Genomic DNA, 25278 nt, shown 5'->3' with positions numbered 1-25278 from the left:
ACCGGGCATCCCGCCCAGGAGTTACGAGATGCGCGAAAGCCGCTTCAGCAGCATCACGGACGCGACCGGGCGGGCGCCGGACTTGGCGACGCCGTCGGCCACCTCCCGGTCGCTGGAGACCACGACCACCGGCCGGCCCGCGGGCTCGGCGCGGACGAGCTGGCGGATCAGCTCGTCGGCGGTCACCCCCGGCTTGGAGAACAGCACGCGCACCCCGCGCGGCGGGGCGAGCAGCACCGGGGCGACCAGCTCCGCGCCGTCGAAGACGCAGGTGACCTCGGCGCCCGAGCGGGCGGCGAGCGCGGAGAGCCCGCCGAGCAGCCGCAGCCGCTGCTTCTCCAGCGGCATCGTCGGATAGCCGGTCTTGGTGACGTTGTAGCCGTCGACGACGAGGTGAGCCTGCGGGAGGGCGAGGAGCTGGTCGAGGAGGGCCGGGTCGGTCTCGGACAGCGCGCGGGCGGCGACGTCCTTCGGCGACATCCGGCCGGGCTCCACCGCCTCCACGGAGTCCGCGGGCCGTACGGAGACGGGCGGCAGGGCCAGTTCGCGGCGCAGCCCCTGGGCGGCCTCCAGGACCGTGTCCAGCAGCAGCCGGAGCCGCACGTCCTCCACCGAGCGGCCCTCGCGGGCGGCCCGGCGGCTCGCCTCCAGCGCGGCCTCGGTCTCGCCGAGCCGGGCCTTGAGGCGGCGGGTCTCGCTCTCGGCGGCCGAGACGCGGGCGGCGGCGTCCGCCCGGACGCCGTCGATCTCCGCCTGGGCGCGGCGCAGGGCGGCCTCGCCGCGCTTGACGTCGCTCTGCGCGCTGCGGAGCTTGCGCTGAAGCGATTCGGCTTCCTTGCGGGCCGCCTCCAGCTCGGAGCGCAGCCGCTCCGTCTCCACGCGGGTGTGCGCGCGGGCCTCCGCCAGCTCTTCGCGCAGCCGCTCCAGTTCGCGCCGGCCCGCCTCGTCGGCGCGCTCGGCGTCCGCGCGCTGCACCTCCTCGCCCGCGGCGGCGACCAGCTTGACCCAGCCGGTGGGGCGCAGCACGTACGCCGCAGCCGCCACGTCGACCGGGTCGGCGGCGGCGGGCGGCACGCCCGACTCGACGGCCGCGGCCAGCTCCGGCTGGGCGGTCCGCAGCCGATCGCCGATGCGCTGCCGGAACAGCGCGTCGCCCTCCAGGGCGGCGGCCATCGCGTTGCCCGCGAACCGGGCCCGCCGGGAGGGGGTGAACCGGGCGTACTGGCGAAGCTGCGACGGCAGCTCGGGGACCGTCAGACCGCCGAACGCCTCGGAGACGAGCGCGACCACCCGGCGCCGTACCGCCTCGGGCAGCGGGCGGTCGAGCGCCTCGGCGGCGTCACCGGCCGCGCCGGCCGACTCAGCGCCGCTTGCGGGCTGCGCCACGATCCGTCACCCCACTACCCGTCCGTTCTGACTCTGCCGGGCCGCCCGTCGTCCCGGGCCCGCGCTCAGGAGCCGGCGCCCGGCCTGTCCACCAGCTCGATCTGGTCCACCGCGTTGCACCAGCGGCAGCGGACCGACTCGATGGTCTCACTGACCACCTCGCGCTCCTCCACCGTGGGTTCCCCCGCCAGGTCCAGATGGACGTACTCCACGACCTTCGAGGAGCGCGTCACGTCGAAGCGCGTCAGATTGCCGCAGAGCGTGCAGCGCCAACGGGTGTCGGCGGTCGGCTGGGGAACCGTCGTCATGGTGCCGTCCTTGTCATGGTCCGGTCGTTCCAGTGCTTCGACCCGCGGTGCGCCCTCGAACTGCGGGTGCCCCGGGAGCGGCCCGGGCACGCCCGTAACCCTACGGCCTCCGCGGTCCCGCCTGCGCGGACGGTGGGGAGCGGGGAGAGGGGTGCCCGCCCCGGCGAGGCGCTCTGTCCCGCTCGCGCCCTCTACGTCATGATCTGTGCGTGATCGATTGGCGTGGAGCGTTGCGGCGCACCGTCACCGGCCCCTCGGTGACGTACGGCGTCATCGGGGTGTGCGCGCTGGTCTTCGTCCTCGGCCCGGCCTCGGGCCTGCGGGCCTCGTACGGGAGCGGGGACGCCCTGATCACCGCGCAGAGCACGTACTTCCGGCGCTGGGGGGTGATCCCGGCGGACCTCCTGAGCGGTTCCCTCCCGGCGCTGCTCACCCCGCTCAGCGCCCTGTTCGTGCACGGCAACTGGCTGCACCTGCTGGGGAACATGCTGTTCCTCTTCGTCTTCGGCGCGATGGCCGAGGAGCGGATGGGGCACATCCGGTTCGGGGTGTTCTACGTGGTGTGCGGCTACCTCGCGCTGGCCGGTTACGCCCTGGCCCACGCGGACAGCGGGCAGACCCTGGTGGGGGCGTCGGGGGCGGTCTCGGGGGTCCTCGGCGCCTTCCTGTACCTCTTCCCCCGGGCGCGGGTGACCAGCCTCTTCCCGTTCCTGTTCTTCCTGCCGCTGCGCTTCCCCGCCTGGATCGTCCTGGTCTTCTGGTTCGCCCTCCAGTGGCTGGCGGCGCGCGGGGCGGGCAGCGGGCCCGGGGTCGCCTACCTCGCGCACCTCGTCGGGTTCGCGCTGGGGTTCCTGTACGCGTGGGCGCGCTACCGGGGCATTAGAGTGAAGGCTCCAGCAGCGGCCACCGAGGGAGAGGGACAGCCGTGATCACCGCGATCGTGCTCATCAAGACCAGCGTGGACCGCATCCCGGAGATCGCGGAGGCGATCGCCGCGCTCGACAACGTGAGCGAGGTCTTCTCCGTCACCGGGACCTACGACCTGGTCGCCATGGTCCGCGTGCCCCGGCACGAGAACCTGGCCGACATCATCCCCGGCCGCATCAGCAAGATTCCCGGCGTCGTCGCGACGGACACGCACGTCGCGTTCCGCACGTACTCGCAGCACGACCTGGAAGCGGCCTTCGCGATCGGTCTCGACGCCTGACCGCCCCGCCCCACCGATTCACCCGAACGGGTGAGGCGGAATCAGCCACGGCGCGATCGCCGTCTCAGCCGCGGTCGGGCACGCAGCGCCCGTCCTCCGTGCGGTAGCTCCAGCGGGCGCCGTCCCTGACCAGTTCCCGCACGGCGCGGACGAAGCGGTCGACGTGCTCGTCGGGGGTGCCCGCGCCGAAGCTGACCCGGATCGCGTTGAGGGACCGCTCCCCCGGCCCGCCCTCCGGCGCCCCGCACTCCCCCGGCTCCTGCGGCGTCCCGCCCAGCAGGGTCCGGACCAGCGGGTGGGCGCAGAACAGCCCGTCGCGGACGCCGATGCCGTACTCGGCGGAGAGCGCCGCGGCGAAGTGCGAGCTGTTCCAGCCCTCCACGACGAAGGAGAGGACGCCGACGCGCGGGGCGTCGTCGCCGAACAGCGACAGCACCCGCACCTCGGGCACCTCGGCCAGCCCCTCCCGCACGCGGGCGATCAGCTCCTGCTCACGGGCCACGAGCGCGTCGAACCCGGCCGCGGTGAGCGCCTCGCAGGCCGAGGCGATGGCGTAGGCGCCGATCACGTTCGGCGAGCCGGCCTCGTGGCGGGCCGCCGTGGTGTGCCAGGCGACCTCCACCCCGCCGTCGGCCCGCCGGGCCACCGTCCGCGACGCGCCGCCGCCCGCCAGGTACGGCTCGGCGTCCCGCAGCCAGTCGGCCCGCCCGGCCAGCACACCGGCCCCGAAGGGCGCGTACAGCTTGTGCCCCGAGAACGCCACCCAGTCCACGTCCAGGTCCGCCACGTCCACTGGGTGGTGCGGCGCCAGCTGGGCGGCGTCCAGCACGATCCGCGCGCCGTGCGCGTGCGCGGCGGCCGCCAGCTCCCGTACCGGCCACAACTCGCCGGTCACGTTGGAGGCGCCGGTCACGCACACGAGGGCGGGGCCGTGGGGGTCCCGGCCGGCGAGGGCCCGCTCCAGCGTCTCCACGGCCCGGCCGGGGGTGCGGGGCGCGTCCAGGTACGTCACGCGGGCGTCGCGCCACGGCAGGAGCGAGGCGTGGTGCTCGGTCTCGAAGACGAACACCTCGCAGCCGGCCGGGAGGGCGTGCGCGAGCAGGTTCAGCGAGTCGGTCGTGGAGCGGGTGAAAACGACCTGGTCGCCGGGGCGGCAGCCGAGGAACTCCGCGACCGTCCTGCGGCTGTTCTCGAACAGGTCCGTGGAGAGCTGCGACAGGTACCCGGCGCCCCGGTGGACGCTGCCGTAGTACGGCGCGTACGCGGCGACGTCGTCCCACACGCGCTGGAGCGCCGGGGCGCTGGCCGCGTAGTCCAGCGCGGCGTACACGGCCTCCCCGCCGGTGACGAGCGGCACGGTCACGTCCCGCCCGAGCACGGGCAGCGGCAGGGCGGCGGGGGCGGAGCACTCGGCGGAGGCGGGGGCGACGGAGGCGACAGCGACGGGGGCGGAGGCGACGGCGGTGTTCGGGTACGCGGACATGGCGGATTCTCCCGGCGAGGACAAGGCGAACGGAGGTGGAGGCCCACGGGGACGGCTCGACTGCCGTGCCGCACGCGGGTGTTGCCTCGACGCGCGGCGACGACGGCCGCGCGGAGGAGGGGGGAAGGGGCCGGAAGGGCCCTAGCGCATTCGCTTGCTCACGAGACTGCTCCCTCGGGACCAGGACCCCAGGGTGTGCAGGGGTCCGCGCTTGCCGCAGACCTCTCTGCCTGCGGCCTGGTCTTCACCCGGGGCACCCCGCCACGGACGGAGGGTTGCCGGACAGCGGGCCGGGGCCGTAGTCGCTGTCACTCATGACCTTGTCGAGCATCCTGCCACACCTACCCGGTCACCGCGCAAGACGGGGTCCGCACAGTGGACGGGTCCGCGGCGCGCACCCCGGGCGGGGCGGTGCCGCGGACCCGTGGAACCCACGCCCCGTCAGGGGACGTTCGCGCCGACGGCGTTCACGGGCGCCGGTCGCCGGACGGGAGGCCTTCGCGGTGGGCCGCCCGGCGCCGCCGCAGTTCCTCCAGCCATCCCCGCACCTGTTCGTCGTCGTGCAGGTACGGCTCCCCGGGCCCCGGCCGCAGGTCGATTCCGTGCAGGAGCCCCAGCGCCCACCAGGACGGTTCGTCCCACGCGAGCGCGTCGTCGGCGACCCGGCGCCCGGCCCACCGGTCGGCGGCCTCCCGGCTCACGCGCCCCTCGACCACGGCGGCCAGGCACGCCTCGACCTCGTCCGGGTCCGGTCGGCGGTCACCGCTCACGGACCTCACCGCGTCCCGGACGGGGCCGGCGTCCATGGGGGCGGCACTAGCGGTTGCTGACCCGCACCCAGCGGTCCAGGGCATCGCGGGCGGCGCCCGAATCGACGGACTCGGCGGCCTTCGCCATGCCGGCCCGCAACTGCTCGGCCAGCGGCGCGTCCGACGGGTCCAGCGCGACCAGCGCCGCCGCCGCGTTCAGCAGCACCGCGTCCCGCACCGGCCCGGTCTCGCCGGCCAGCAGACGGCGCGCCACGTCCGCGTTGTACGAGGCGTCGGCGCCGCGCAGGGCCTCCACCGGGACCAGGTCGAGGCCCACGTCGCGCGGGTGGAAGACCTCCTCCCGGACGGTCCCGTCCCGCACGACCCACACCCGGGACCCGGCCGTCGTCGTCAGCTCGTCCAGCCCGTCGTCACCGCGGAACACCAGCGCCGACGAGCCGCGCTCGGCGAGCACCCCGGCGAGGATCGGCGCCATCCGGGCATCGGCCACCCCCGTCGCCTGGGCGCGGACCCGGGCCGGGTTGGTCAGCGGGCCCAGGAAGTTGAACGTCGTGCGGATGCCCAGCTCCTTGCGGGCGGCGGCGACGTGGCGGAGCGCCGGGTGGAACTTGACGGCGAAGCAGAACGTGATGCCCGCCTCCTCCGCCACCTCGGCGACCCGCTCCGGGGACAGCTCCAGGTTGACGCCGAGCTTCTCCAGGACGTCGGAGGCCCCCGACGCGGACGAGGCGGCGCGGTTGCCGTGCTTGACGACCTTCGCGCCCGTACCGGCGACGACGACCGCCGACATGGTGGAGATGTTGACGGTCTTCGCGCCGTCGCCGCCCGTGCCGACGATGTCGACCGACCGCCCCGGGACCTCGATGGTCCGGGCGTGGGCGTACATGGTGCGGACGAGGCCGGAGATCTCCTCCACGGTCTCGCCCTTGGCGCGCAGGGCCACCGCGAAGCCGGCGATCTGCGCGTCCGTGGCCTCCCCGCCGAGGATGCGCTCCATCGCCCACGCGGTCGTGTCCGCGTCCAGGTCCCGCCCCGAGAGCAGGGCGTCGAGGAGGGCGGGCCAGGAGCGGCCCGCCGCGGTAGGTCCTCCAGCGGGTGGCACAGCGCTCATGGTCGCTCCTGGGTCCGTGACGGGTGGGACGGGACCAGCCTAGCGAGCCCCGGGGACGGCGAAGAGCCCCGTCCGACGATTGGACGGGGCTCTCGCCGTGGCGACCTTCAGGTCAGGTGATCAGTGGTGGCCGTGGCCCGCGCTGATCTCCTTGTACTCCTCCACCGTGGCCTTGGGGATCTGGTTCCCCTCGCCGTAGTAGCCCTTGCTGAGCTTCGAGCGGAGCTTCTCCTTGGCCGTCGGCTTGCGCTCGACGCCGTTCTCGTCGACCGTCGGGCCGATCTCGGCCGGGGCGTACTGCTCGTGCGCGGTGAGCGCGTGGAGCTGCGCCTGGCTGAGCGGCTCGTGGACCTCGACGAACTCACCGTGCGGCAGCCGCTTGATGATGCCGGTCTCGCGGCCGTGCAGCACCTTGTCGCGGTCGCGGCGCTGGAGGCCCAGGCAGATCCGCTTGGTGACGATGAACGCGAGGACCGGTCCGAGGAAGAAGAAGATCCGGACGAACCAGGTGACCGCGTTGATCGACAGGTGGAAGTAGGTGGCGACGATGTCGTTGCCACCGCCGATCAGCATGATCATGTAGCCGGTGACCCAGGCGACGCCGAGCGCCGTCCGCGTCGGGGCGTTGCGCGGGCGGTCCAGGATGTGGTGCTCGCGCTTGTCGCCGGTGATCCACGACTCGATGAACGGGTACGCCGCGATCGCCGCCAGCATCACGCCGAACAGGACCAGCGGGAGGAACACGCCCAGGACGAGCGTGTGGCCCCACAGGTTGATCTCCCAGCCGGGCATGGCGCGGATGAGGCCCTCGGCGAAGCCCATGTACCAGTCGGGCTGGGCGCCGGTGGACACCATGTCCGGGCGGTACGGGCCGAGCGCCCACACCGGGTTGATGGTGAACATGCCGGCGATGGCCGCGATGACGCCGAAGACCAGGAAGAAGAAGCCGCCGGCCTTGGCGATGTAGACCGGCATGAACGGCATGCCGACCACGTTCTTGTTCGTCCGGCCGGGGCCCGCGAACTGCGTGTGCTTGTGGTAGAAGACCAGGATCAGGTGGGCCACCACGAGGCCGAGCATGATGCCCGGCAGCAGCAGGATGTGGATCGAGTAGAACCGGGCGACCATGTCGTGGCCGGGGAACTCGCCGCCGAAGAGGAACATCGACAGGTACGTGCCCACGATCGGCACGGACAGGATCGCGCCCTGCGTGAAGCGCACACCGGTGCCGGAGAGCAGGTCGTCCGGGAGCGAGTAGCCGGTGAAGCCGGTGAACATGCCCAGGACGAACAGCAGGAAGCCGAACAGCCAGTTGATCTCGCGCGGCTTGCGGAACGCGCCGGTGAAGAAGACGCGCATCATGTGCACGAACATGCCGGCGATGAAGATCAGCGCCGCCCAGTGGTGGATCTGACGGATCAGCAGGCCACCGCGGACGTCGAAGCTGATGTCCAGGGTCGAGGCGTACGCCTCCGTCATCCGGACGCCGTGCATCGGCACGTACGAGCCGTGGTACACGACCTCGTTCATGCTCGGGTGGAAGAACAGCGTCAGGTACACACCCGTGAGGATGATGATCAGGAAGCTGTAGAGGCAGATCTCGCCCAGCATGAAGGACCAGTGGTCCGGGAAGATCTTGCGCATGTTGGCCTTGGCCAGGGAGTAGATCCCGAGCCGGCCGTCCGCCCAGTCGGCCACCCGCTCACCGGCGGGCGCCTTCCGCTTGTCGTGTGCGGTACTCATCCGCGCTCCCAGAATGCAGGACCGACCGGCTCCTCGAAGTCGCCGAGCGCCTCGAGGAAGCCCTTGTCATTGACGCCGATCCGCAGCTGCGGGAGGGCGTGACCGGCAGGGCCGAAGATGACGCGGGCGCCGTCGGAGAGGTCGAAGGTGGACTGGTGGCACGGGCAGAGGACGTGGTGGGTCTGCTGCTCGTACAGGGAGATCGGGCAGCCCACGTGGGTGCAGATCTTGGAGAACGCGACGATGCCGTCGTGGGACCACTCCAGCTCGCGCTTGTCCTTGATGTCCTCCGGCTGGATCCGGACGATCATCAGGGCATCCTTGGCGATCTTGTTGTTGAAGTCGTGGTCCTCCTCGCTCAGGCCCTCCGGCATGGCGAAGGTGAGCGAGCCCACCGCGACGTCCTCGGGACGCAGCGGCTCGTGCGTGTTCATGTTGATGAGCTGCTTGCCCTTGCCCCAGGACGTGTGGAAGAGCTTCTTCTCGGGCAGCGGGCCCAGCTCGCGCAGCAGCACGACACCGGAGAGCGGCACCATGGCCAGCGCGCCGAACATGGTGTTGCGGATCAGCTTGCGCCGGCCGAGCGCGGACTCCTTGGCGCCCTGGGCGAAGTCGGCCATGATCTTGGCCTTGACCTCCGGCGCCGCCTCGATCGGGTGGCGGTCGTCGGCGATCTCCACGTCCGACATCAGCGTGCGGGCCCAGTGGACCGCGCCGGCGCCGATGCAGAAGAGGGCGAGGCCCAGCGTCAGGCCGAGCGACAGGTTGGTCGCGCTCACGTGGCCGAGCGGCCACACGTACACGATCTTGTCGACCGGGAAGATCACGAACGAGGCGATGAAGCCGACCGTGGCCAGCATCGAGATCGTGAAGAGCAGGGCGACCGTGCGCTCCGAGCGCTTGGCGGCCCGCTCGTCGATGTCCTGGATGCGGGGCTTGTGGGGCGGCAGCCCCGGGTTGGCGAACGGGTTCTCGGCTAGCGCCTTGCCGTGCGCGGTGTCCTGCTCGTGCAGGCTCTCTTCGGAAATCTCTTGGCTACTCATGACTTCTTGGCCTTAGCGGTGTGGGCCGCGACCCAGACGGCGACAGCGATCAGCGAACCCAGCCCGAAGATCCAGCCGAACAGGCCCTCGCTGACCGGTCCGAGGCCGCCCAGCGCGAAGCCGCCGGGGGTCGGCGTCTCCTCACCGTTCACGGCCTTGATGTACGCGATGATGTCCTTCTTCTCCTTCTCCGGCATCGTCGTGTCGGGGAAGGAGGGCATGTTCTGCGGGCCGGTCTGCATGGCCTCGTAGATGTGCTTCTCGCTGACGTCGTCGAGGCTCGGTGCGTACTTGCCCTTGGTGAGCGCGCCACCCTCGCCGGTGAAGTTGTGGCACTGGGCGCAGTTGTTGCGGAAGAGTTCGCCACCCCTGGCGACGTCCGCGCCTTCCACGCTGTACTGCTTCTCGGTGGGGGTGATCGGACCGGCACCGAGCGACGCGATGTACGCCGCGAGCTGGTCGATCTGGGCCTGCGTGTAGATGTTCTTCTTCCGCGGGACCTGGGCGCCCGGCTGCTGCGCGGGCATGCGGCCGGTGCCGACCTGGAAGTCGACGGCGGCGGCGCCCACGCCGACCAGGGACGGGCCGTCGGAGGTGCCCTGACCGCCGGTGCCGTGGCAGCTGGCGCAGCCGACGGTGTAGAGCTTCTTGCCCTCCTCGATGGCGAGGGACTGGGCGGTCTCGTCGGCCTGTGCCGTGCTCGCGGGCGCGAACGCGGCGTACAGCCCCCCGGTGGCCGCCAGCGCGAGAAGTAGGACGACGACCGCCGCCAGCGGATGGCGTCGTCGTGCGGAGAGCTTTTTCACGGATTACCCCGGTGTCAGGATCTTCTGCGTCGATGCTTGCTGGAAGTCGGGCCTGGCCCGATTACTTGATCATGTAGATCGTGGCGAAGAGGCCGATCCAGACGACATCGACGAAGTGCCAGTAGTAGGACACGACGATGGCGGCGGTTGCCTGCTCGTGAGTGAACCGCCTCGCGGCGTACGTCCGGCCGAGGACCAGCAGGAACGCGATGAGGCCACCCGTCACGTGGAGGCCGTGGAAGCCGGTGGTCAGGTAGAACACCGAGCCGTACGGGCCGGAGGAGAGGGACATGCCCGCCTCCTTGACCAGCTCGGTGTACTCGAGGACCTGGCCGCCGATGAAGATCGCGCCCATGATGAACGTCACGATGAACCAGGCGCGCAGCTTCTTCACGTCGCCGCGCTCGGCGGCGAAGACGCCGAGCTGGCAGGTGAGGGAGGAGAGCACCAGGATCGTGGTGTTGGTCGCCGAGAACGGGAAGTTCAGGTGGCCCGCCTGCTCGGACCAGTATTCGGCACCCGTTACCGATCGCAGGGTGAAGTACATCGCGAAGAGGGCCGCGAAGAACATCAGCTCGGAACTCAGCCAGATGATGGTTCCGACGCTGGTGAGGTTCGGTCGATTGACCGACGGGTGCGCGTGCCCGGTATCTACTGTCGTTGCTGTCGCCACGACCGACATTATGTCGGTCGCTTATCCCGCCCTCACTCCGGGGGGTGCCGTTCGGAGTGTCCCGGCCCTCCCCGGGCGCCGCGACCGCACCCGAACGGCCCATCGTGGACGCGTCCGAAGCGGTGACGGGACGGTGTTGACGGGCTGTGGGACGGAGTAGCATCCGCCGCATCGGTTACCGAGCACTGCCACGTACGAACTCGGAGGAACCATGCAGCCCCACGCCACCGTACTGGTCTACAGCGATGACGCGAACACCCGCGCGCAGGTGCGGCTGGCGGCCGGGCGGCGCCCCGCGGCCGACGTTCCCCCGGTCGAGTACGTCGAGTGCGCGACGCTGCCGGCGGTCCTGGAGGAGCTGGGCGGGGGCGGTGTCGACGTGTGCGTGCTGGACGGCGAGGCCGTTCCGGCGGGCGGGATGGGCGTGTGCCGGCAGATCAAGGACGAGGTCTTCGACTGCCCGCCGGTGCTGCTGCTGATCGGACGGCCGCAGGACGCGTGGCTGGCGACGTGGAGCCGGGCCGACGCGGCGGTGACGCTGCCGGTGGACCCCGCGGAGCTGGCGGAGGCCCTGGCGGCGCTGCTGCGCAGCCGCCTGTCCGTGGAGGCCTGACCTCCGCCCCCTCCCGCACCGGTGCCGGGGCCCCGGCTACAGCGGCTGGGGCCGCAGCCGGGCGGGGGCGGTGCCCTCGCGGGCCTCGGCGTGGACGGCGCTGCCCCGGCGCCACTGGTCCCAGGGCAGGTTCCAGTCGCCGAAGCCGTTGCCGAACGGGGTCATCTCCTCGCCCTGGCTGTTGACGACCTCGACGATGTCGCCGCGCCGGATGTTCTCGAAGAACCAGGCGGCGTTGCCGGTGGACATCCCGACGCAGCCGTGGCTGACGTTGGCGTACCCCTGCGAACCGACCGACCAGGGCGCGGCGTGGACGTACTCGCCGCTCCAGGTGACGCGGGTCGCGTAGTGGACGGGCAGGTCGTACGCCTCGCTGCTGTCCGCCGCGATGCCGACCGTGGTGCTGCGCATCCGGACGAACGGCTGCTTCTCCAGCACCACCTTGACGCCGTTGCGCGTGGCGAAGCCGGGCTTGCCGGTCGTCACCGGAATGGTGTTGATCACTTCGCCGTTGCGCTTGACGACCATGTGGTGGGTGGACGCGTCGGCGACGGCCTCGACGCGGTCGCCGATGTCGATGCGGAGCGGGGCGGTCGCCGTGCCGTAGAGGCCGTGGGCGACGGGGGCGCCGGCGAGGCGGCTCGTCAGGGTGACGGAGGCGCCGGCGGGCCAGTACTCCTTGGGCCGGAAGTGGAGCTTCTTGGCGTCGACCCAGTGCCAGGCGCCGACGACGGCGGGGGTGGAGCGGACCACCAGGGCGCGCTCGACGGCCGCGCGGCCCTCCTGGGAGGTGACGGGGGCGCTCAGGGTCGCCGTGAGGGGCTGTCCGACGCCGTACTTGCCCGCCTCCGGCCCGAAATCCACCTTCAGGAGCTTCTTGGCCCGCGCCGTCCGGAACGTCAGCGTACGGACGCCCGGGGCCCCGTCGTCGTCCTCCGTGGCGACCCTGACGGTGTAGTGGGCGTCTGCGGCGAGCGGGCGGGTGGAGCGCCAACTGGTGCCGTCGGCGGAGAGCTCGCCCGCCAGGCGGCGCCCGACCCCGTCGACGGCGGTGACGTCCGTGATCCGGGCGTCGTCGTCCGTGGCGGTGACGGTGAGGGGCTTGCCGAGGGGGACCTCGCGGTCCTCGGCGAAGCCGGCGAGGGCCACCTGCCGGGTGGCGTCGTAGGGCCGCGCGGAGAGCGGGTGGCCGTCCGGTCCTCCGCAGCCGGCCACGCCGGCGACCGCGGTGACGGCCAGCAGGGAGCAGCTGAGGGCGATGCGGAGGCTCGGCGTGTGGCTCATAGCCACACCGTAGGAACGGCGGTCGGGGGCGGCACTCCGGATGGGTGCAAAAGAGGGACCCGGCGGCCTCTTCCCGGAGGCCGCCGGGTCCCTTCACCCCTACGGGTGACTACTGGTTCTGGTTCTCGCCCCGGTAGTACTCGAAGACCCAGCCCCAGATGCCGATCAGGATGATCGGCAGGGAGAAGAACATCAGCCACCAGTCGAGGGCGACGCCGAGGAAGGCGAACGCGCCACCGATGGCCAGGGAGAGCGGCTGCCAGCTGTGCGGCGAGAAGAAGCCGAGCTCACCGGCCTCGTCCGCGACGTCGGCCTCCTTGTCGTCCTGCGCCATGGCGTCCACGCGCCGGGCAGTGAAGGCCAGGTAGTAGCCGACCATGATCGCCAGGCCGAAGGCCATGAACAGCGCGGTGGTGCCGACCGGCTCCTTCGACCACAGGCCGTACAGGACGGCCATGGCCAGGATGAAGAAGCTCAGCCAGATGAACATCTTGCCCTGGATCTTCACTTGCCGGCCTCCTTGCCGCCGACCAGCGCGGTGTGCTCGCGGCCCTGGTTCTCGAGCTGGTCGATCGCGGCGATCTCAGGGTGGTGCAGGTCGAACGCCGGGGATTCGGAGCGAATGCGCGGCAGCGTGAGGAAGTTGTGGCGCGGCGGCGGGCAGGACGTGGCCCACTCCAGCGACCGGCCGTAGCCCCACGGGTCGTCGACCTCGATCTTCTTGCCGTACTTGGCGGTCTTCCAGACGTTGTAGAAGAACGGCAGGATCGACATGCCGAGCAGGAACGAGCTGATCGTGGAGATCGTGTTCAGCGCGGTGAAGCCGTCCGCGGCCAGGTAGTCCGCGTAGCGGCGGGGCATGCCCTCGGCGCCCAGCCAGTGCTGGACGAGGAACGTGCCGTGGAAGCCGATGAACAGCGTCCAGAAGGTGATCTTGCCGAGGCGCTCGTCCAGCATCTTCCCGGTGAACTTCGGCCACCAGAAGTGGAATCCGGCGAACATCGCGAACACCACGGTGCCGAAGACGACGTAGTGGAAGTGCGCGACGACGAAGTACGAGTCGGAGACGTGGAAGTCCATCGGCGGCGACGCCAGGATCACACCGGTCAGGCCACCGAAGGTGAAGGTGACCAGGAAGCCGATCGTCCAGAGCATCGGGGTCTCGAAGGACAGCGAGCCCTTCCACATGGTGCCGATCCAGTTGAAGAACTTCACACCGGTCGGGACCGCGATCAGGAAGGTCATGAAGGAGAAGAACGGCAGCAGCACACCGCCGGTGACGTACATGTGGTGCGCCCACACCGTCACGGACAGGCCGGCGATCGCGATGGTCGCGGCCACGAGGCCGATGTAACCGAACATCGGCTTGCGGCTGAAGACCGGGACGATCTCGGAGACGATGCCGAAGAACGGCAGCGCGATGATGTACACCTCTGGATGGCCGAAGAACCAGAAGAGGTGCTGCCAGAGCAGGGCACCGCCGTTGGCCGAGTCGAAGATGTGCGCGCCGAACTTGCGGTCGGCCTCCAGCGCGAAGAGCGCCGCGGCCAGGACCGGGAAGGCGAGCAGGACCAGGACACCGGTCAGCAGCACGTTCCAGGTGAAGATCGGCATGCGGAACATCGTCATGCCGGGGGCGCGCATGCAGATGATGGTGGTGATGAAGTTGACCGAGCCGAGGATCGTGCCGAAGCCGGAGAAGGCCAGGCCCATGATCCACATGTCGGCGCCGACCCCCGGCGAGCGGACGGCGTCCGACAGCGGGGTGTAGGCGAACCAGCCGAAGTCGGCGGCACCCTGCGGGGTGAGGAAGCCGGCCACGGCGATGATCGAGCCGAACAGGTAGAGCCAGTAGGCGAACATGTTCAGCCGCGGGAACGCCACGTCGGGCGCGCCGATCTGCAGCGGCATGATCCAGTTCGCGAATCCGGCGAACAGCGGCGTCGCGAACATCAGCAGCATGATCGTGCCGTGCATCGTGAACGCCTGGTTGAACTGCTCGTTCGACATGATCTGCGTGCCGGGGCGGGCCAGTTCGGCGCGCATGAACAGCGCCAGCAGACCGCCGATGCAGAAGAAGACGAACGAGGTGACCAGGTAGAGCGTGCCGATCGTCTTGTGGTCGGTGGTGGTCAGCCACTTCACGACGCGGTTGCCGGGCTGCTTGCGCCGGACGGGCAGCTCGTTCTGGTACGGCTCCTTCGAGCCGTCAGCTGCCGTGGCGGCACCCTGAGGTTCGTTGAGGATGCTCACAGTTGGTTCTTCTCCGCATTCCTGGCCGGGTCCGTCTGCTCAATGCCCGACGGGATGTAGCCGGTCTGCCCCTTCTCGGCCAGCTCCTTGAGGTGCTGCTGGTAGCGCTCCGGGGAGACGACCTTGACGTTGAAGAGCATCCGGGAGTGGTCGACGCCGCACAGTTCGGCGCACTTGCCCAGGAAGGTGCCCTCCCGGGTGGGGGTCACCTCGAAGGCGTTGGTGTGGCCCGGGATGACGTCCTGCTTCATCAGGAAGGGGACCACCCAGAAGGAGTGGATGACGTCGCGGGAGGTCAGGACGAACCGGACCTTCTCCCCCTTCGGCAGCCACAGCGTCGGGCCCGGGTTGCCGGTCTGCGGGTTCCGCGTCCCCGGGACGCCGACGTCGTGGACGCCCTCGGCACCGGCGGGGAACTGCTTCTGCCACTTGTCCGGAATGGCACCGAGCTCCGGGGAGGGCTCGGCGCCCGTGGTGGCGTCGCCGTCCACGTTCTCGATGTAGTTGAAGCCCCAGCTCCACTGATAGCCGACCACGTTGATCGTGTGGGCCGGCTTGTCGGAGAGGGCGAGGAGCTTGGACTCGTCACGCGCGGTGAAGTAGAAGAGCACCGAGACGATGATGAGCGGGGTCACCGTGTACAGCGCCTCGATGGGCATGTTGTACCGGGTCTGCGGAGGAACCTCGACCTTGGTGCGGCTGCGCCGGTGGAAGATGACGCTCCACAGGATCAGGCCCCACACGAGCACGCCCGTGGCGAGCGCTGCCGCCCACGAGCCCTGCCAGAGGGAGAGGATCCGCGGGGCCTCCTCCGTCACCGGGGTGGGCATACCGAGGCGAGGGAAGTCCTCCCAGTTGTACGAGCAACCGGAGGCGGTAGCCAGGATCAGGCCCGCAGTCAGCACCTGCGGCAGCTTCCGCCGCATCGGGCGCCGCGACGAGCGGTCGGAGCCGTTGGGACTCACGTAGCGCCTTCCCGAGAGTCTCGCCCGCGGCTCGGCTGCGGCCGTCTCGCTGGTCGGTCGCCGCCCTGACGCGGGCAGGGGTTTGGATGTTTATGCGGACCAAACCCTACTGGACGCTATCCGGGGTCGCGCGGGGAGGGTGCCCAACGCGCCGCCGGGCCCCTCTTTCGGGTTGGGGGCGCAGGTCGCGGGCCCGTCACCCGGTCCGGTGGGGGTGCGGAGTTAGCGTTGCCACGTGGCCTACTTCGACGTCGCTTCCTCCGCTCCCCTCCACCCCGTCGCCCGTCAGGCGCTCCAGGCGTCCCTCGACGAGGGGTGGGCCGATCCCGCGCGCCTGTACCGGGAGGGGAGGCGCGCCCGCCTGCTGCTGGACGCCGCGCGGGAGGCGGCGGCGGAGGCGGTGGGGTGCCGGCCGGACGAGCTGACGTTCACTCCTTCGGGGACGCACGCGGTCCACTCGGGCATCGCCGGCGCCCTCGCGGGACGGCGCCGGGCGGGCCGGCACCTGGTGGTGTCGACGGTGGAGCACTCGTCGGTGCTGCACGCGGCGGACGCGCACGAGGCGGCGGGCGGGGCGGTGACGCGGGTGCCGGTGGAGCGGTCCGGGGCGGTGGCCCCGGAGGCGTACGCGGGGGCGCTGCGCGACGACACGGCGCTGGCGTGCCTGCAGTCCGCCAACCACGAGGTGGGGACGGTGCAGCCGGTGACGCGGGCGGCGGAGGCGTGCCGGGCGGCGGGGGTGCCGCTGCTGGTGGACGCGGCGCAGTCACTGGCGTGGGGTCCGGTGGAGGGGGACTGGTCGCTGCTGGCGGCGAGCGCCCACAAGTGGGGCGGTCCGGCGGGGGTCGGGCTGCTGGCGGTGCGCAAGGGGGTGCGGTTCGCGCCGCAGGGGCCGGCGGACGAGCGGGAGTCGGGGCGGTCGGCCGGGTTCCCGAACCTCCCGGCGATCGTGGCGGCGGCGGCGTCGCTGCGGGCCGTGCGGGCCGAGGCGGCGGCGGAGGCGGAGCGGCTGAGGGAGCTGGTGGAGCGGATCCGGGCGCGGGTGGCGGAGTCGGTGCCGGAGGTGGAGGTGGTGGGCGACCCGGTGCGGCGACTGCCCCACCTGGTGACGTTCTCCTGCCTGTACGTGGACGGGGAGGCGCTGCTGCACGAGCTGGACCGGTCCGGTTTCTCGGTTTCGTCCGGTTCGTCGTGTACGAGTTCGACGCTGACGCCCAGCCACGTCCTGCGCGCGATGGGGGTGCTGTCGGAGGGGAACGTCCGCGTCTCGCTGCCGACGGGGGTGGCGGAGGCGGACGTGGAGCGGTTCCTGGAGGTGCTGCCGGGGGTGGTGGCGGGGGTGCGGGAGCGGCTCGGGGCGCCGGCGGCCGGGGCCGCGGGGACGGCCGGCGGGGGCGGCGAACTGGTCGTGGACGCGCTGGGGAAGCGGTGTCCGCTGCCGGTCATCGAGCTGGCGAAGGCGATCGGCCGCGTGCCGGTCGGCGGGACGGTGCGGGTGCTCGCGGACGACGCGGCGGCGCGGCTGGACATCCCGGCGTGGTGCGGGATGCGGGGCCAGGAGTACGTGGGCGAGGAGCCGGCGGACGGGGGTTCGGCCCACGTGGTCCGCCGGCTCGCGTGAGGCGCCCGGCTACCCGAGGTGGGCCTGGACCTCGGCGGCGGCCTCGTCGCCGTACGCCTTGGTGAAGCGCTCCATGAAGTGGGCGCGGCGCAGGGTGTACTCCTGCGTGCCGAGGGTCTCGATGACCAGGGTGGCCAGCATGCAGCCGACCTGGGCGGCGCGCTCCAGGCCGACGCCCCAGGACAGGCCGGAGAGGAAACCGGCACGGAAGGCGTCGCCGACGCCGGTCGGGTCGACCTTGGCCTCCTCCTCGGGGCAGCCGACCTCGAAGGCGGGCTCGCCGGCGCGCTCGACGCGCACGCCGCGGGCGCCGAGGGTGGTGACGCGGTGGCCGACGCGGCCGAGGATCTCCTCGTCGCTCCAGCCGGTCTTGGCCTCGATCAGGCCCTTCTCGTACTCGTTGGAGAAGAGGTAGGTGGCGCCGTCGAGGAGGGTGCGGATCTCCTCGCCGTCCATGCGGGCGATCTGCTGGGAGAAGTCGGCGGCGAAGGGGATGCCGCGCGTCCGGCACTCCTCGGTGTGGCGGAGCATCGCCTCGGGGTCGTCGGCGCCGACGAGGACCAGGTCGAGGCCGCCGACGCGGTCGGCGACGGCCTTGAGCTCGATGAGCCGGGCCTCGCTCATGGCGCCCGTGTAGAACGAGCCGATCTGGTTGTGGTCGGCGTCGGTGGTGCAGACGAAGCGGGCCGTGTGGAGGACCTCGGAGATCCGCACGGATTCGGTGTCCACGCCGTGCCGGTCGAGCCAGGCGCGGTACTCGTCGAAGTCGGAGCCGGCGGCGCCGACGAGGATCGGGCGGGTGCCCAGCTGCCCCATGCCGAAGCAGATGTTCGCGCCGACGCCTCCCCTGCGGACGTCGAGGTTGTCGACGAGGAAGGAGAGGGAGACCGTGTGCAGCTGATCGGCGACGAACTGGTCGGCGAATCGGCCGGGGAAGGTCATGAGGTGGTCGGTGGCGATGGAGCCGGTGACTGCGATGCGCACGGCGGGATGCTCCTGCGGGGAGACAGCATGGACAGTTCACGCTACCGGGTCACGGGGCGACCGCGAAGAGGAGAAACTACCCGATAGTAGGTCTTCTCGGTCGGGGCCGGCGTGCGTACGGTGCCGGTATGGCGAACCACATCACGTCGCGTGAGCGGCCGGAGCCCGAGTTCACCCTGGCGGAGTTGCGCGGGGACTGCGCGCGGATGGCGCCGCACTGGCCGGCCCCGGCGGACGCCGCGCCCGCGCCCGTACCGCCGTCGCTGATCCACGGGGTGGTGGTGGAGCCCGCGTCCGTCCGGCTGGTCGCCGCCACCGCCGAGTACGGCGCCTGACGCCCGCACGGCGTACGGAACCGCTCGCCCGTCCGCTCCGTCCCACCCGTGTCTCCCGTCAGGCGGGGGTGCGAGTGATGACGTGGACCGACGAAGGAGCGTTGCGGTGAGCGAGACGGAGAACAGCACGGACACGGGCCCCGGCCGCAGGCGGCGGCCGTTCGCCGTCGCCCTGGTGGCGGCGGCGGTGCTGGCGGCGGGGGGCGGAACGTACCTGGCGGTGGACCGGTCGGGCGGCGGCACGGCCGCGGCCCCGGCGGAGGGACGCGGCGCAGGGCCCGCCCTGTCGCCCTCCCCCGGCGGCACGTCCCCGGGCGTCGCGCCGGGCGAGCCGGACCCGGGCGGCGACGACCCGTACCGCCTGGTGGGCACGCTGCCGAAGGCGCCGGAGACGGCGCACGCCTACCGGATGCGGGTGAAGGTCACGGAGGCGGACGTGGCCCGGCTGGCGAAGGCGCTGAACGTCCCCGGCACGCCGGTGAAGGGCCCCGTCGGATGGCGTGTCGGCCCCCGGCACAGCGAGGGGCTGGGGCACTCGCTCGACGTGTACGAGGGGGGCGAGTGGCGGTACGAGGCGCAGGGACCGCTCACCGACAACTGCCCCCGCGGCAAGCGGTGCAAGGCCGACCCGACCGACAGGCCGGTGAGCGACGAGGAGGCGCGGCGGGCCGCCGCACCCCTGATGAAGGCGCTCGGCCTCGCGGACGCCGACGTGACCTTGGCCACCAGCGGGGCGGACCGCCTGGTGACCGCCGCTCCCCGGGTCGGCGGGCTGCCGACCCGGGACTGGGAGACGGTCTTCACCGTGGACGACGGCGAGGGCGTGACCTACGCGGAGGGGCGGCTGGCCGCGTTCGTACGAGGGGGGACGTACCCGGTGATCAGCGCCGAGCAGGCGCTTGGGGAGCTGAACGAGACCGTCCGGGCGATGTGGCCGAGGGGCGGCACGGGCGACTGCGCGACGCCCGCCCCGCTGGACGGGACCGGGGCGGCGAAGGAGCGGGCCGGGGCGGACCCGAGCGGGCCGTGCGAGCCGAGGACGGACCTCCCCAAGTCACCGAAGGAGTCCGTGACCACCATCCGCACGGTCACGCTCGGGCTGTCGGGGGTGACGGGGAAGACCGGGGAGACGCTGGCCCCGTCCTGGCTGTTCGAGGGGGAGCGGGACGGAAAGCCCCACCGGTTCGACTATCCGGCGGTGCCGCTGGAGCGGTTGTTCCCGAAGCCGGAGAAGCCTGAGGCGATGTGGTCGGAGCCGTACGTCGAGCCGTACGCGCCGCAGGACCGGCGGCTGCGGCTGTCCTTCGGCGGCGGGGCGTGCAGTTCGTACCTGGTGCGGGTGGAGGAGACCGCCACGCAGGTGCGGCTGCGGCTGTTCGAGATCCCGGACGGGGCGGGGGCGTGCCCTTCGATCGCGCTGTCGGTGAGCGCGACGGTCGTCCTGGAGGAACCGGTCGGTGACCGTGCCGTGGTGAGCGCCGTGACCGGCAAGCCGCTACCCCGACAGAAGGGCGCGACGCGGTGACGCGGTGACGCGGTGACGCGGTGACGCGGTGACGCGGTGACGCGGCGGCCCCCGGACCGGGAGGTCCGGGGGCCGCCGCCCGCGTCACGGGCGAGGAACTCGCCGACGGGTCAGCTGAAGGAGTCGCCGCAGGCGCAGGAGCCCGTGGCGTTCGGGTTGTCGATCGTGAAGCCCTGCTTCTCGATCGTGTCGACGAAGTCGATGGAGGCGCCACCGAGGTACGGGGCGCTCATGCGGTCGGTGACGACCTTGACGCCGCCGAAGTCCTTGACGACGTCACCGTCGAGCGAGCGCTCGTCGAAGAAGAGCTGGTAGCGCAGGCCGGAGCAGCCACCCGGCTGAACGGCGACGCGGAGCGCCAGGTCGTCGCGGCCTTCCTGGTCGAGCAGGGCCTTGACCTTGGCCGCGGCGGCGTCCGTGAGGATGATGCCGTCACTGACAGTGGTCTTCTCGTCCGATACGGACATCTGCTTCTCTCCCGGGTTGTTCGGAGACTGCTTGCCGACGGTTCCAACCGGCGGGGTCGCCGATTCATTCCGGGCCGCGCCCGGTCCTTCTCCTTCATGCTCGCACACCGCCGCGCGCGCAAGCGCCGAGCCGTGGAGAGCGAATTCGTCACATCGACACTATGGACATCGTCAACGTGACGTGAACCGGTTATGATAGATAGCGTCAATTAGACGAAAAGGCTCAGTAGAAAGGGTGCGTGACGTGACCACCGCCCAGCCCCTGGATGTCCAGCCGACGCCGCTCGCCCTGCTGCTGCTCGGCCGCGAGGCCGACCCCAAGAGCGAGCGGGGCGTCGAGTGCCCCGGCGACCTCCCCTCGCCGTCCGACCCGGACCTGGTGGAACGCGCCCGCGCCGCCAAGGCGAAGCTCGGGGACAAGGTCTTCGTCCTCGGCCACCACTACCAGCGTGACGAGGTCATCCAGTTCGCGGACGTCACGGGCGACTCCTTCAAGCTCGCCCGTGACGCGGCCGCCCGGCCCGAGGCGGAGTACATCGTCTTCTGCGGCGTGCACTTCATGGCCGAGTCGGCGGACATCCTGACCGGCGACGACCAGAAGGTCGTCCTGCCGGACCTGGCCGCGGGCTGCTCCATGGCCGACATGGCCACCGCCGAGCAGGTCGCCGAGTGCTGGGACGTGCTGACGGAGGCGGGCGTCGCGGACGTGACCGTGCCGGTCTCGTACATGAACTCCTCCGCCGACATCAAGGCGTTCACCGGCAAGCACGGCGGCACGATCTGCACCTCGTCCAACGCCGAGCGCGCCCTGAACTGGGCCTTCGAGCAGGGCGAGAAGGTCCTCTTCCTGCCCGACCAGCACCTGGGCCGCAACACCGCCGTCCGCGACCTGGGCATGTCCCTCGACGACTGCGTCGTCTACAACCCGCACAAGCCGAACGGCGGGCTGACCGCCGAGGAGCTGCGCGACGCGAAGATGATCCTGTGGCGCGGCCACTGCTCCGTGCACGGCCGGTTCTCGCTGGACTCGGTCAACGAGGTCCGCGAGCGCATCCCCGGTGTCAACGTGCTGGTGCACCCGGAGTGCCGGCACGAGGTCGTCGCCGCCGCCGACCACGTGGGGTCGACCGAGTACATCATCAAGACCCTGGAGGCGGCGCCCGCCGGGTCGAAGTGGGCCATCGGCACGGAGCTGAACCTGGTGCGGCGGCTCGCGAACCGGTTCGCGGACGAGGGCAAGGAGATCGTCTTCCTCGACCGGACCGTCTGCTTCTGCTCCACCATGAACCGGATCGACCTGCCGCACCTGGTGTGGGCGCTGGAGTCGCTCGCCGAGGGCAACCTGGTCAACCGGATCCAGGTCGACCGCGAGACGGAGAGCTTCGCCAAGCTGGCGCTGGAGCGGATGCTGGCGCTCCCGTGACCGCGCGGCGCGCACACGTCTGAGGGGCGCCCCCCGGTGCGGGGGGCGCCCCTCTCGTACGTGCCACTCGTGCGGGGGCCTACCTGGTGCCGGCCGTCTCCGGTTCGGCGGCCCCGGGCGGGGCCCCGGCCCCGTCCGCCTTCTTCGCCGCGCGCCGGGCGGCCCGGCGCTCCTTGCGGAGCTCCACCATCGCGTACAGCGTGGGCACCAGGAGCAGCGTCAGGAGCGTCGAGGTGATCAGGCCGCCGATCACCACGACCGCCAGGGGCTGGGCGATGAAGCCGCCCTCGCCCGTGATGCCGAGGGCCATCGGGACCAGGGCGCAGATCGTGGCCAGTGCCGTCATCAGGATCGGGCGGAGGCGGTGGCGACCGCCCTCGACGACCGCCTCGACCACGCCGAGGCCCTGCGCCCGGTACTGGTTGATCAGGTCGATCAGCACGATCGCGTTCGTCACCACGATGCCGATCAGCATCAGCAGGCCGATCATCGCCGGGACGCCCATCGCCGTGCCCGTGACGATCAGCAGGCCGATCGCGCCCGTCGCCGCGAACGGGACGGAGACCAGCAGGATCAGCGGCTGGACCAGGCTGCGGAACGTCGCCACCAGCAGCAGGAAGACGATCGCGATGGCCGCGAGCATGGCCAGGCCCAGGTTGGCGAACGCCTCCTCCTGGTCCTCCGAGACGCCGCCGATGGACGCGGTCGCGCCGTCCGGCAGATCCAGGGCGTTGATCTTCGTCTGGAGTTCGGCGCTCACCGCGCCCGTGTTGTCGCCGGTCGGCTTCGCCGTGATCGTCGCGGCCCGCGAGCCGTCGATCCGGGTCATCGAGACCGGCCCGGGAACCAGCCGTACGTCGGCGATGTCGCCCAGCTTGACCGGGCCGAGCGGAAGCCGCCGCAGCTCGGCGAGCGTACGGGCCGGGTCGGCCGACGTGATCACCACGTCCCGCTCGGTGTCGTTCAGGACCGCCTTGCCGGCCGGGGTGCCGCGGACCGCCTGGGCGACGGCCATGCCGAGCGCCGCGTCGCCGAACCCGGCGTCCGCCGCCTTCGCGGTGGCCCGGACCGAGATCCGCGGCACCGACTGCGCCAGGTCGCTCTGGACGTCGGTGACGTCGTCCAGCTCCGCCACCTCCGCCCGTACCGCCTCGGACGCCTCGCGCAGGGTCTTCGCGTCGGACGCCTTGACGACGACGCTCAGGTCCTGGTTGGCGAAGCCGTCGCCGGCGGCGATGGTCGTGTCGCCGATGCCGTCGAGCCGGCCCAACTCCTCGTCGATCCGGTCGCGGACCTCCTCGGACGACGCCGACTCCGCCAGCTTCACCTGGTACGACGCCTGGTTGGCGCCCGTGCCGCCGCCGAACGCGGCCATGAAGCCGGACGAGCCGACCGTCACCTGGTAGTCCTCGACCCCGTCGGCCGACGCCAGGACCTTCTCGACCTTCTTCGCCGCCGCGTCCATCGCGTCCAGGCTGGTGCCCGGCGGCAGCTTCTGCTTCACCGACAGCACGGCCTGCTCGCCCTGGTCGAAGAAGTTCGTCTTCAGCAGCGGCGCCATGCCGAACGTGCCGAGCAGGACGACGACCGCGATGGCCAGGCTGGTGAGGCGGCGGCGCGTCGCGAACCGCAGCACCGGCACGTACATCCGCTGGAGGCGGCTGCGGGCCTCCTTCTCCTCGGCGGCGCGGCGCGCCTCCTCCGGGTCCTCCGACGTGCCCTTGGGGGCGCGCAGGAACCAGTACGACAGGACCGGCACCACGGTCAGCGACACGAGCAGCGACGCCAGCAGGGCCGCCGTGACGGTCAGCGAGAACGATCCGAACAGCTCGCCCACCATGCCGCCGACCAGGCCGATCGGCAGGAACACGGCGACGGTGGTGAGCGTCGACGACGTGACGGCGCCCGCCACCTCGCGCACGGCCGTGAGGATCGCCGCCTGCCGCTCCTCGCCGTACCCCAGGTGCCGCTTGATGTTCTCCAGGACGACGATCGAGTCGTCGACGACCCGGCCGATGGCGATGGTCAGCGCGCCCAGCGTCAGCATGTTCAGCGACAGGTCGCGGCTCCACAGCACGAGCAGCGCGAGGACGACGGACAGCGGGATGGACACCGCCGTCACCAGCGTCGACCGGATCGACGCCAGGAACACCAGGATGACGAGGACCGCGAAGACCAGGCCGAGCGCGCCCTCCGTGGTGAGGCCCGAGATCGACTTGGCGACGGCCGGGCCCTGGTCGGAGACGACGGTCAGCTCGGCGCCCGCGCCCAGGTCGCGCCGCAGCTCCGGCAGCTTCTCCTCGACGGCCTCGGAGATGGCGACGGCGCTGCCGTCCTGGTCCATGGTCGCCATCACGGCGAGGCTCGGCCTGCCGTTGGTCCGGGTCAGGGAGGTCCGGGCGGACTCCTCCTGCTCGACGGTGGCGACGTCGCCGAGGCGGACCGCCTTGCCCTTGCCCGGGGCGGCCGGCGGGATGCGGAGCTCCTCGATCTGCTCCAGCGAGGTGAAGCCGCCGCCGACCTGCACGGTGCGGCTCTTGCCCCCTTCCGCGAACGAGCCCGCGGGGACGGTCGCGCCGCCCGCCCTGAGCGCGTCCGCGAGCTGCGGGACCGCCAGGCCGGCCGCGGCGAGCTTCCGGTCGTCGGGCGTGACGGAGACCTGGACGTCCTGGACGCCGCTGACGGAGACCTGGCCGACCCCGTCGATGTCTTCCAGGGCGGGGACGACGGTCCGCTCCAGCAGGTCGGCGAGGGCCTGCTGGTCCTTGCCGGTGGACGAGGCGGCGAGGACGACGGTCGGGATGTCGTCCGTCGAACCGGCGACCACCTGCGGGTCGACCCCCTCCGGCAGCAGGGCGCGGGCGCGGTTGACGGCCTGCTGGACGTCGGCGACGAGCTGCTTGGTGGACTCGTCGCCGTAGTCGAAGGTGGCCATGATCAGGGCGTTGCCCTCGCTGGCCGTGGAGGTGACGCCCTTGATGCCGTCGACGGCGTCGAGGGCGTTCTCGACGGGCTCGACGACCTGCTTCTCGACCACGTCGGGCGAGGCCCCCTGGTACGGCGCGATGACCGAGACCATGGGGAGTTCGATGGACGGCAGGAGCTGCTGCTTGAGCTGGGGTATCGCGATCGTGCCGAAGACGATCGCGATGATCGACATCAGGCCTGTCAGGGCCCGTTGGGCGAGGCTGAATCTGGACAGCCAGGACATGGCGTCTTGGGTCTCTCTTCCGCGGTGTGGCTCGGCGTGGTGGTCCGGTCCCCCACACCTTCCGCCA

General features: G+C 71.6%; 23 protein-coding genes and 1 riboswitch. Of the genes, 7 read left to right on the top strand and 16 right to left on the bottom strand.

Annotation, left to right across the window (positions count from 1 at the left end):
• Positions 1-21 precede the first annotated feature (21 nt).
• Together RND61_RS21235 and RND61_RS21230 are read right to left on the bottom strand one after the other, a co-directional pair.
• On the bottom strand, positions 22-1386 hold the full coding sequence (locus RND61_RS21235; RefSeq protein ID WP_315879612.1) for an NYN domain-containing protein: 1365 nt from the start codon (positions 1384-1386) through the stop codon (positions 22-24).
• Positions 1387-1451: 65 nt separating this feature from the next.
• Complete coding sequence (locus tag RND61_RS21230; RefSeq protein WP_149179381.1) at positions 1452-1694, bottom strand: hypothetical protein; 243 nt, start codon at positions 1692-1694, stop codon at positions 1452-1454.
• 209 nt (positions 1695-1903) lie between these two features.
• On the opposite strand from RND61_RS21230, the gene RND61_RS21225 reads away from it, so the two are divergent.
• Both RND61_RS21225 and RND61_RS21220 read left to right on the top strand, forming a co-directional pair.
• Positions 1904-2623: a rhomboid family intramembrane serine protease gene (locus RND61_RS21225; RefSeq protein ID WP_315879611.1), complete on the top strand. Its 720-nt coding sequence runs from the start codon at positions 1904-1906 to the stop codon at positions 2621-2623.
• Positions 2620-2901: an Lrp/AsnC family transcriptional regulator gene (locus RND61_RS21220; protein WP_315879610.1), complete on the top strand. Its 282-nt coding sequence runs from the start codon at positions 2620-2622 to the stop codon at positions 2899-2901. Before RND61_RS21225 ends, RND61_RS21220 begins: the two co-directional genes overlap by 4 nt.
• A 64-nt stretch (positions 2902-2965) precedes the next feature.
• Here RND61_RS21220 and RND61_RS21215 read toward each other — a convergent pair whose 3' ends face one another.
• The 7 genes from RND61_RS21215 to ctaE all read right to left on the bottom strand — a co-directional run bounded on the left by RND61_RS21215 (position 2966) and on the right by ctaE (position 10539).
• A complete protein-coding gene (locus tag RND61_RS21215) occupies positions 2966-4384 on the bottom strand; it encodes an aminotransferase class V-fold PLP-dependent enzyme (RefSeq protein WP_315879609.1) in 1419 nt (472 codons plus the stop codon).
• A gap of 202 nt (positions 4385-4586) precedes the next feature.
• Positions 4587-4704: riboswitch (SAM riboswitch) on the bottom strand.
• A gap of 147 nt (positions 4705-4851) precedes the next feature.
• Entirely contained in the window at positions 4852-5154 is a 303-nt protein-coding gene (locus tag RND61_RS21210) for a hypothetical protein (protein WP_315879608.1), read from the bottom strand.
• Positions 5155-5200: 46 nt separating this feature from the next.
• Positions 5201-6265 (bottom strand): anthranilate phosphoribosyltransferase, encoded by a 1065-nt coding sequence (trpD, locus tag RND61_RS21205; protein ID WP_315879607.1) that lies wholly within the window; start codon positions 6263-6265, stop codon positions 5201-5203.
• A 120-nt stretch (positions 6266-6385) separates the two neighbouring features.
• The gene (qcrB, locus tag RND61_RS21200; protein WP_315879606.1) at positions 6386-8008 is read right to left on the bottom strand and encodes a cytochrome bc1 complex cytochrome b subunit; all 1623 of its coding nucleotides are present in this window, start codon (positions 8006-8008) and stop codon (positions 6386-6388) included.
• Entirely contained in the window at positions 8005-9051 is a 1047-nt protein-coding gene (gene qcrA, locus RND61_RS21195; RefSeq protein WP_315879605.1) for a cytochrome bc1 complex Rieske iron-sulfur subunit, read from the bottom strand. Before qcrA ends, qcrB begins: the two co-directional genes overlap by 4 nt.
• Positions 9048-9857: a cytochrome bc1 complex diheme cytochrome c subunit gene (gene qcrC, locus RND61_RS21190; protein WP_315879604.1), complete on the bottom strand. Its 810-nt coding sequence runs from the start codon at positions 9855-9857 to the stop codon at positions 9048-9050. The genes qcrA and qcrC overlap by 4 nt, the downstream gene beginning before the upstream one ends.
• Positions 9858-9918: 61 nt before the next feature.
• Positions 9919-10539 (bottom strand): aa3-type cytochrome oxidase subunit III, encoded by a 621-nt coding sequence (gene ctaE / locus RND61_RS21185; RefSeq protein ID WP_023589066.1) that lies wholly within the window; start codon positions 10537-10539, stop codon positions 9919-9921.
• Positions 10540-10741: 202 nt separating this feature from the next.
• Between ctaE and RND61_RS21180 the strand changes: the two genes are divergently transcribed.
• Positions 10742-11143, top strand: coding sequence for a hypothetical protein (locus tag RND61_RS21180; protein ID WP_315879603.1), 402 nt, complete (start codon positions 10742-10744; stop codon positions 11141-11143).
• Positions 11144-11179: 36 nt separating this feature from the next.
• Here the strand turns inward: RND61_RS21180 and RND61_RS21175 are convergent, their stop codons facing one another.
• The 4 genes from RND61_RS21175 to ctaC form a co-directional block, all read right to left on the bottom strand.
• Positions 11180-12427: a L,D-transpeptidase gene (locus tag RND61_RS21175; RefSeq protein WP_315879602.1), complete on the bottom strand. Its 1248-nt coding sequence runs from the start codon at positions 12425-12427 to the stop codon at positions 11180-11182.
• Positions 12428-12536: 109 nt separating this feature from the next.
• Complete coding sequence (locus tag RND61_RS21170) at positions 12537-12935, bottom strand: cytochrome c oxidase subunit 4 (RefSeq protein ID WP_315879601.1); 399 nt, start codon at positions 12933-12935, stop codon at positions 12537-12539.
• Positions 12932-14680, bottom strand: coding sequence for an aa3-type cytochrome oxidase subunit I (ctaD, locus tag RND61_RS21165; protein ID WP_315879600.1), 1749 nt, complete (start codon positions 14678-14680; stop codon positions 12932-12934). The genes RND61_RS21170 and ctaD overlap by 4 nt, the downstream gene beginning before the upstream one ends.
• Positions 14677-15645, bottom strand: coding sequence for an aa3-type cytochrome oxidase subunit II (gene ctaC, locus RND61_RS21160; protein ID WP_315879599.1), 969 nt, complete (start codon positions 15643-15645; stop codon positions 14677-14679). The genes ctaD and ctaC overlap by 4 nt, the downstream gene beginning before the upstream one ends.
• A gap of 235 nt (positions 15646-15880) precedes the next feature.
• On the opposite strand from ctaC, the gene RND61_RS21155 reads away from it, so the two are divergent.
• Entirely contained in the window at positions 15881-17266 is a 1386-nt protein-coding gene (locus RND61_RS21155) for a cysteine desulfurase/sulfurtransferase TusA family protein (RefSeq protein ID WP_315879598.1), read from the top strand.
• 9 nt (positions 17267-17275) lie between these two features.
• Here the strand turns inward: RND61_RS21155 and RND61_RS21150 are convergent, their stop codons facing one another.
• Complete coding sequence (locus tag RND61_RS21150; RefSeq protein WP_315879597.1) at positions 17276-18250, bottom strand: carbohydrate kinase family protein; 975 nt, start codon at positions 18248-18250, stop codon at positions 17276-17278.
• Positions 18251-18378: 128 nt separating this feature from the next.
• On the opposite strand from RND61_RS21150, the gene RND61_RS21145 reads away from it, so the two are divergent.
• Together RND61_RS21145 and RND61_RS21140 are read left to right on the top strand one after the other, a co-directional pair.
• Positions 18379-18585: a hypothetical protein gene (locus RND61_RS21145; protein WP_315879596.1), complete on the top strand. Its 207-nt coding sequence runs from the start codon at positions 18379-18381 to the stop codon at positions 18583-18585.
• A gap of 106 nt (positions 18586-18691) precedes the next feature.
• Complete coding sequence (locus RND61_RS21140; RefSeq protein WP_315879595.1) at positions 18692-20110, top strand: hypothetical protein; 1419 nt, start codon at positions 18692-18694, stop codon at positions 20108-20110.
• 110 nt (positions 20111-20220) lie between these two features.
• Here RND61_RS21140 and RND61_RS21135 read toward each other — a convergent pair whose 3' ends face one another.
• Positions 20221-20577 (bottom strand): iron-sulfur cluster assembly accessory protein, encoded by a 357-nt coding sequence (locus tag RND61_RS21135; RefSeq protein ID WP_315879594.1) that lies wholly within the window; start codon positions 20575-20577, stop codon positions 20221-20223.
• 244 nt (positions 20578-20821) lie between these two features.
• Here RND61_RS21135 and nadA point away from each other — a divergent pair, with 244 nt between their 5' ends.
• The gene (gene nadA / locus RND61_RS21130; protein ID WP_315879593.1) at positions 20822-22000 is read left to right on the top strand and encodes a quinolinate synthase NadA; all 1179 of its coding nucleotides are present in this window, start codon (positions 20822-20824) and stop codon (positions 21998-22000) included.
• Between the two features lie 79 nt (positions 22001-22079).
• Here nadA and RND61_RS21125 read toward each other — a convergent pair whose 3' ends face one another.
• Entirely contained in the window at positions 22080-25211 is a 3132-nt protein-coding gene (locus RND61_RS21125) for an efflux RND transporter permease subunit (RefSeq protein WP_315879592.1), read from the bottom strand.
• Positions 25212-25278 lie beyond the last annotated feature (67 nt).

This window comes from Streptomyces tamarix (genome assembly GCF_032423885.1).
Taxonomy (GTDB): domain Bacteria; phylum Actinomycetota; class Actinomycetes; order Streptomycetales; family Streptomycetaceae; genus Streptomyces; species Streptomyces tamarix.
This window is presented reverse-complemented; position numbering and strand designations above follow the sequence as displayed.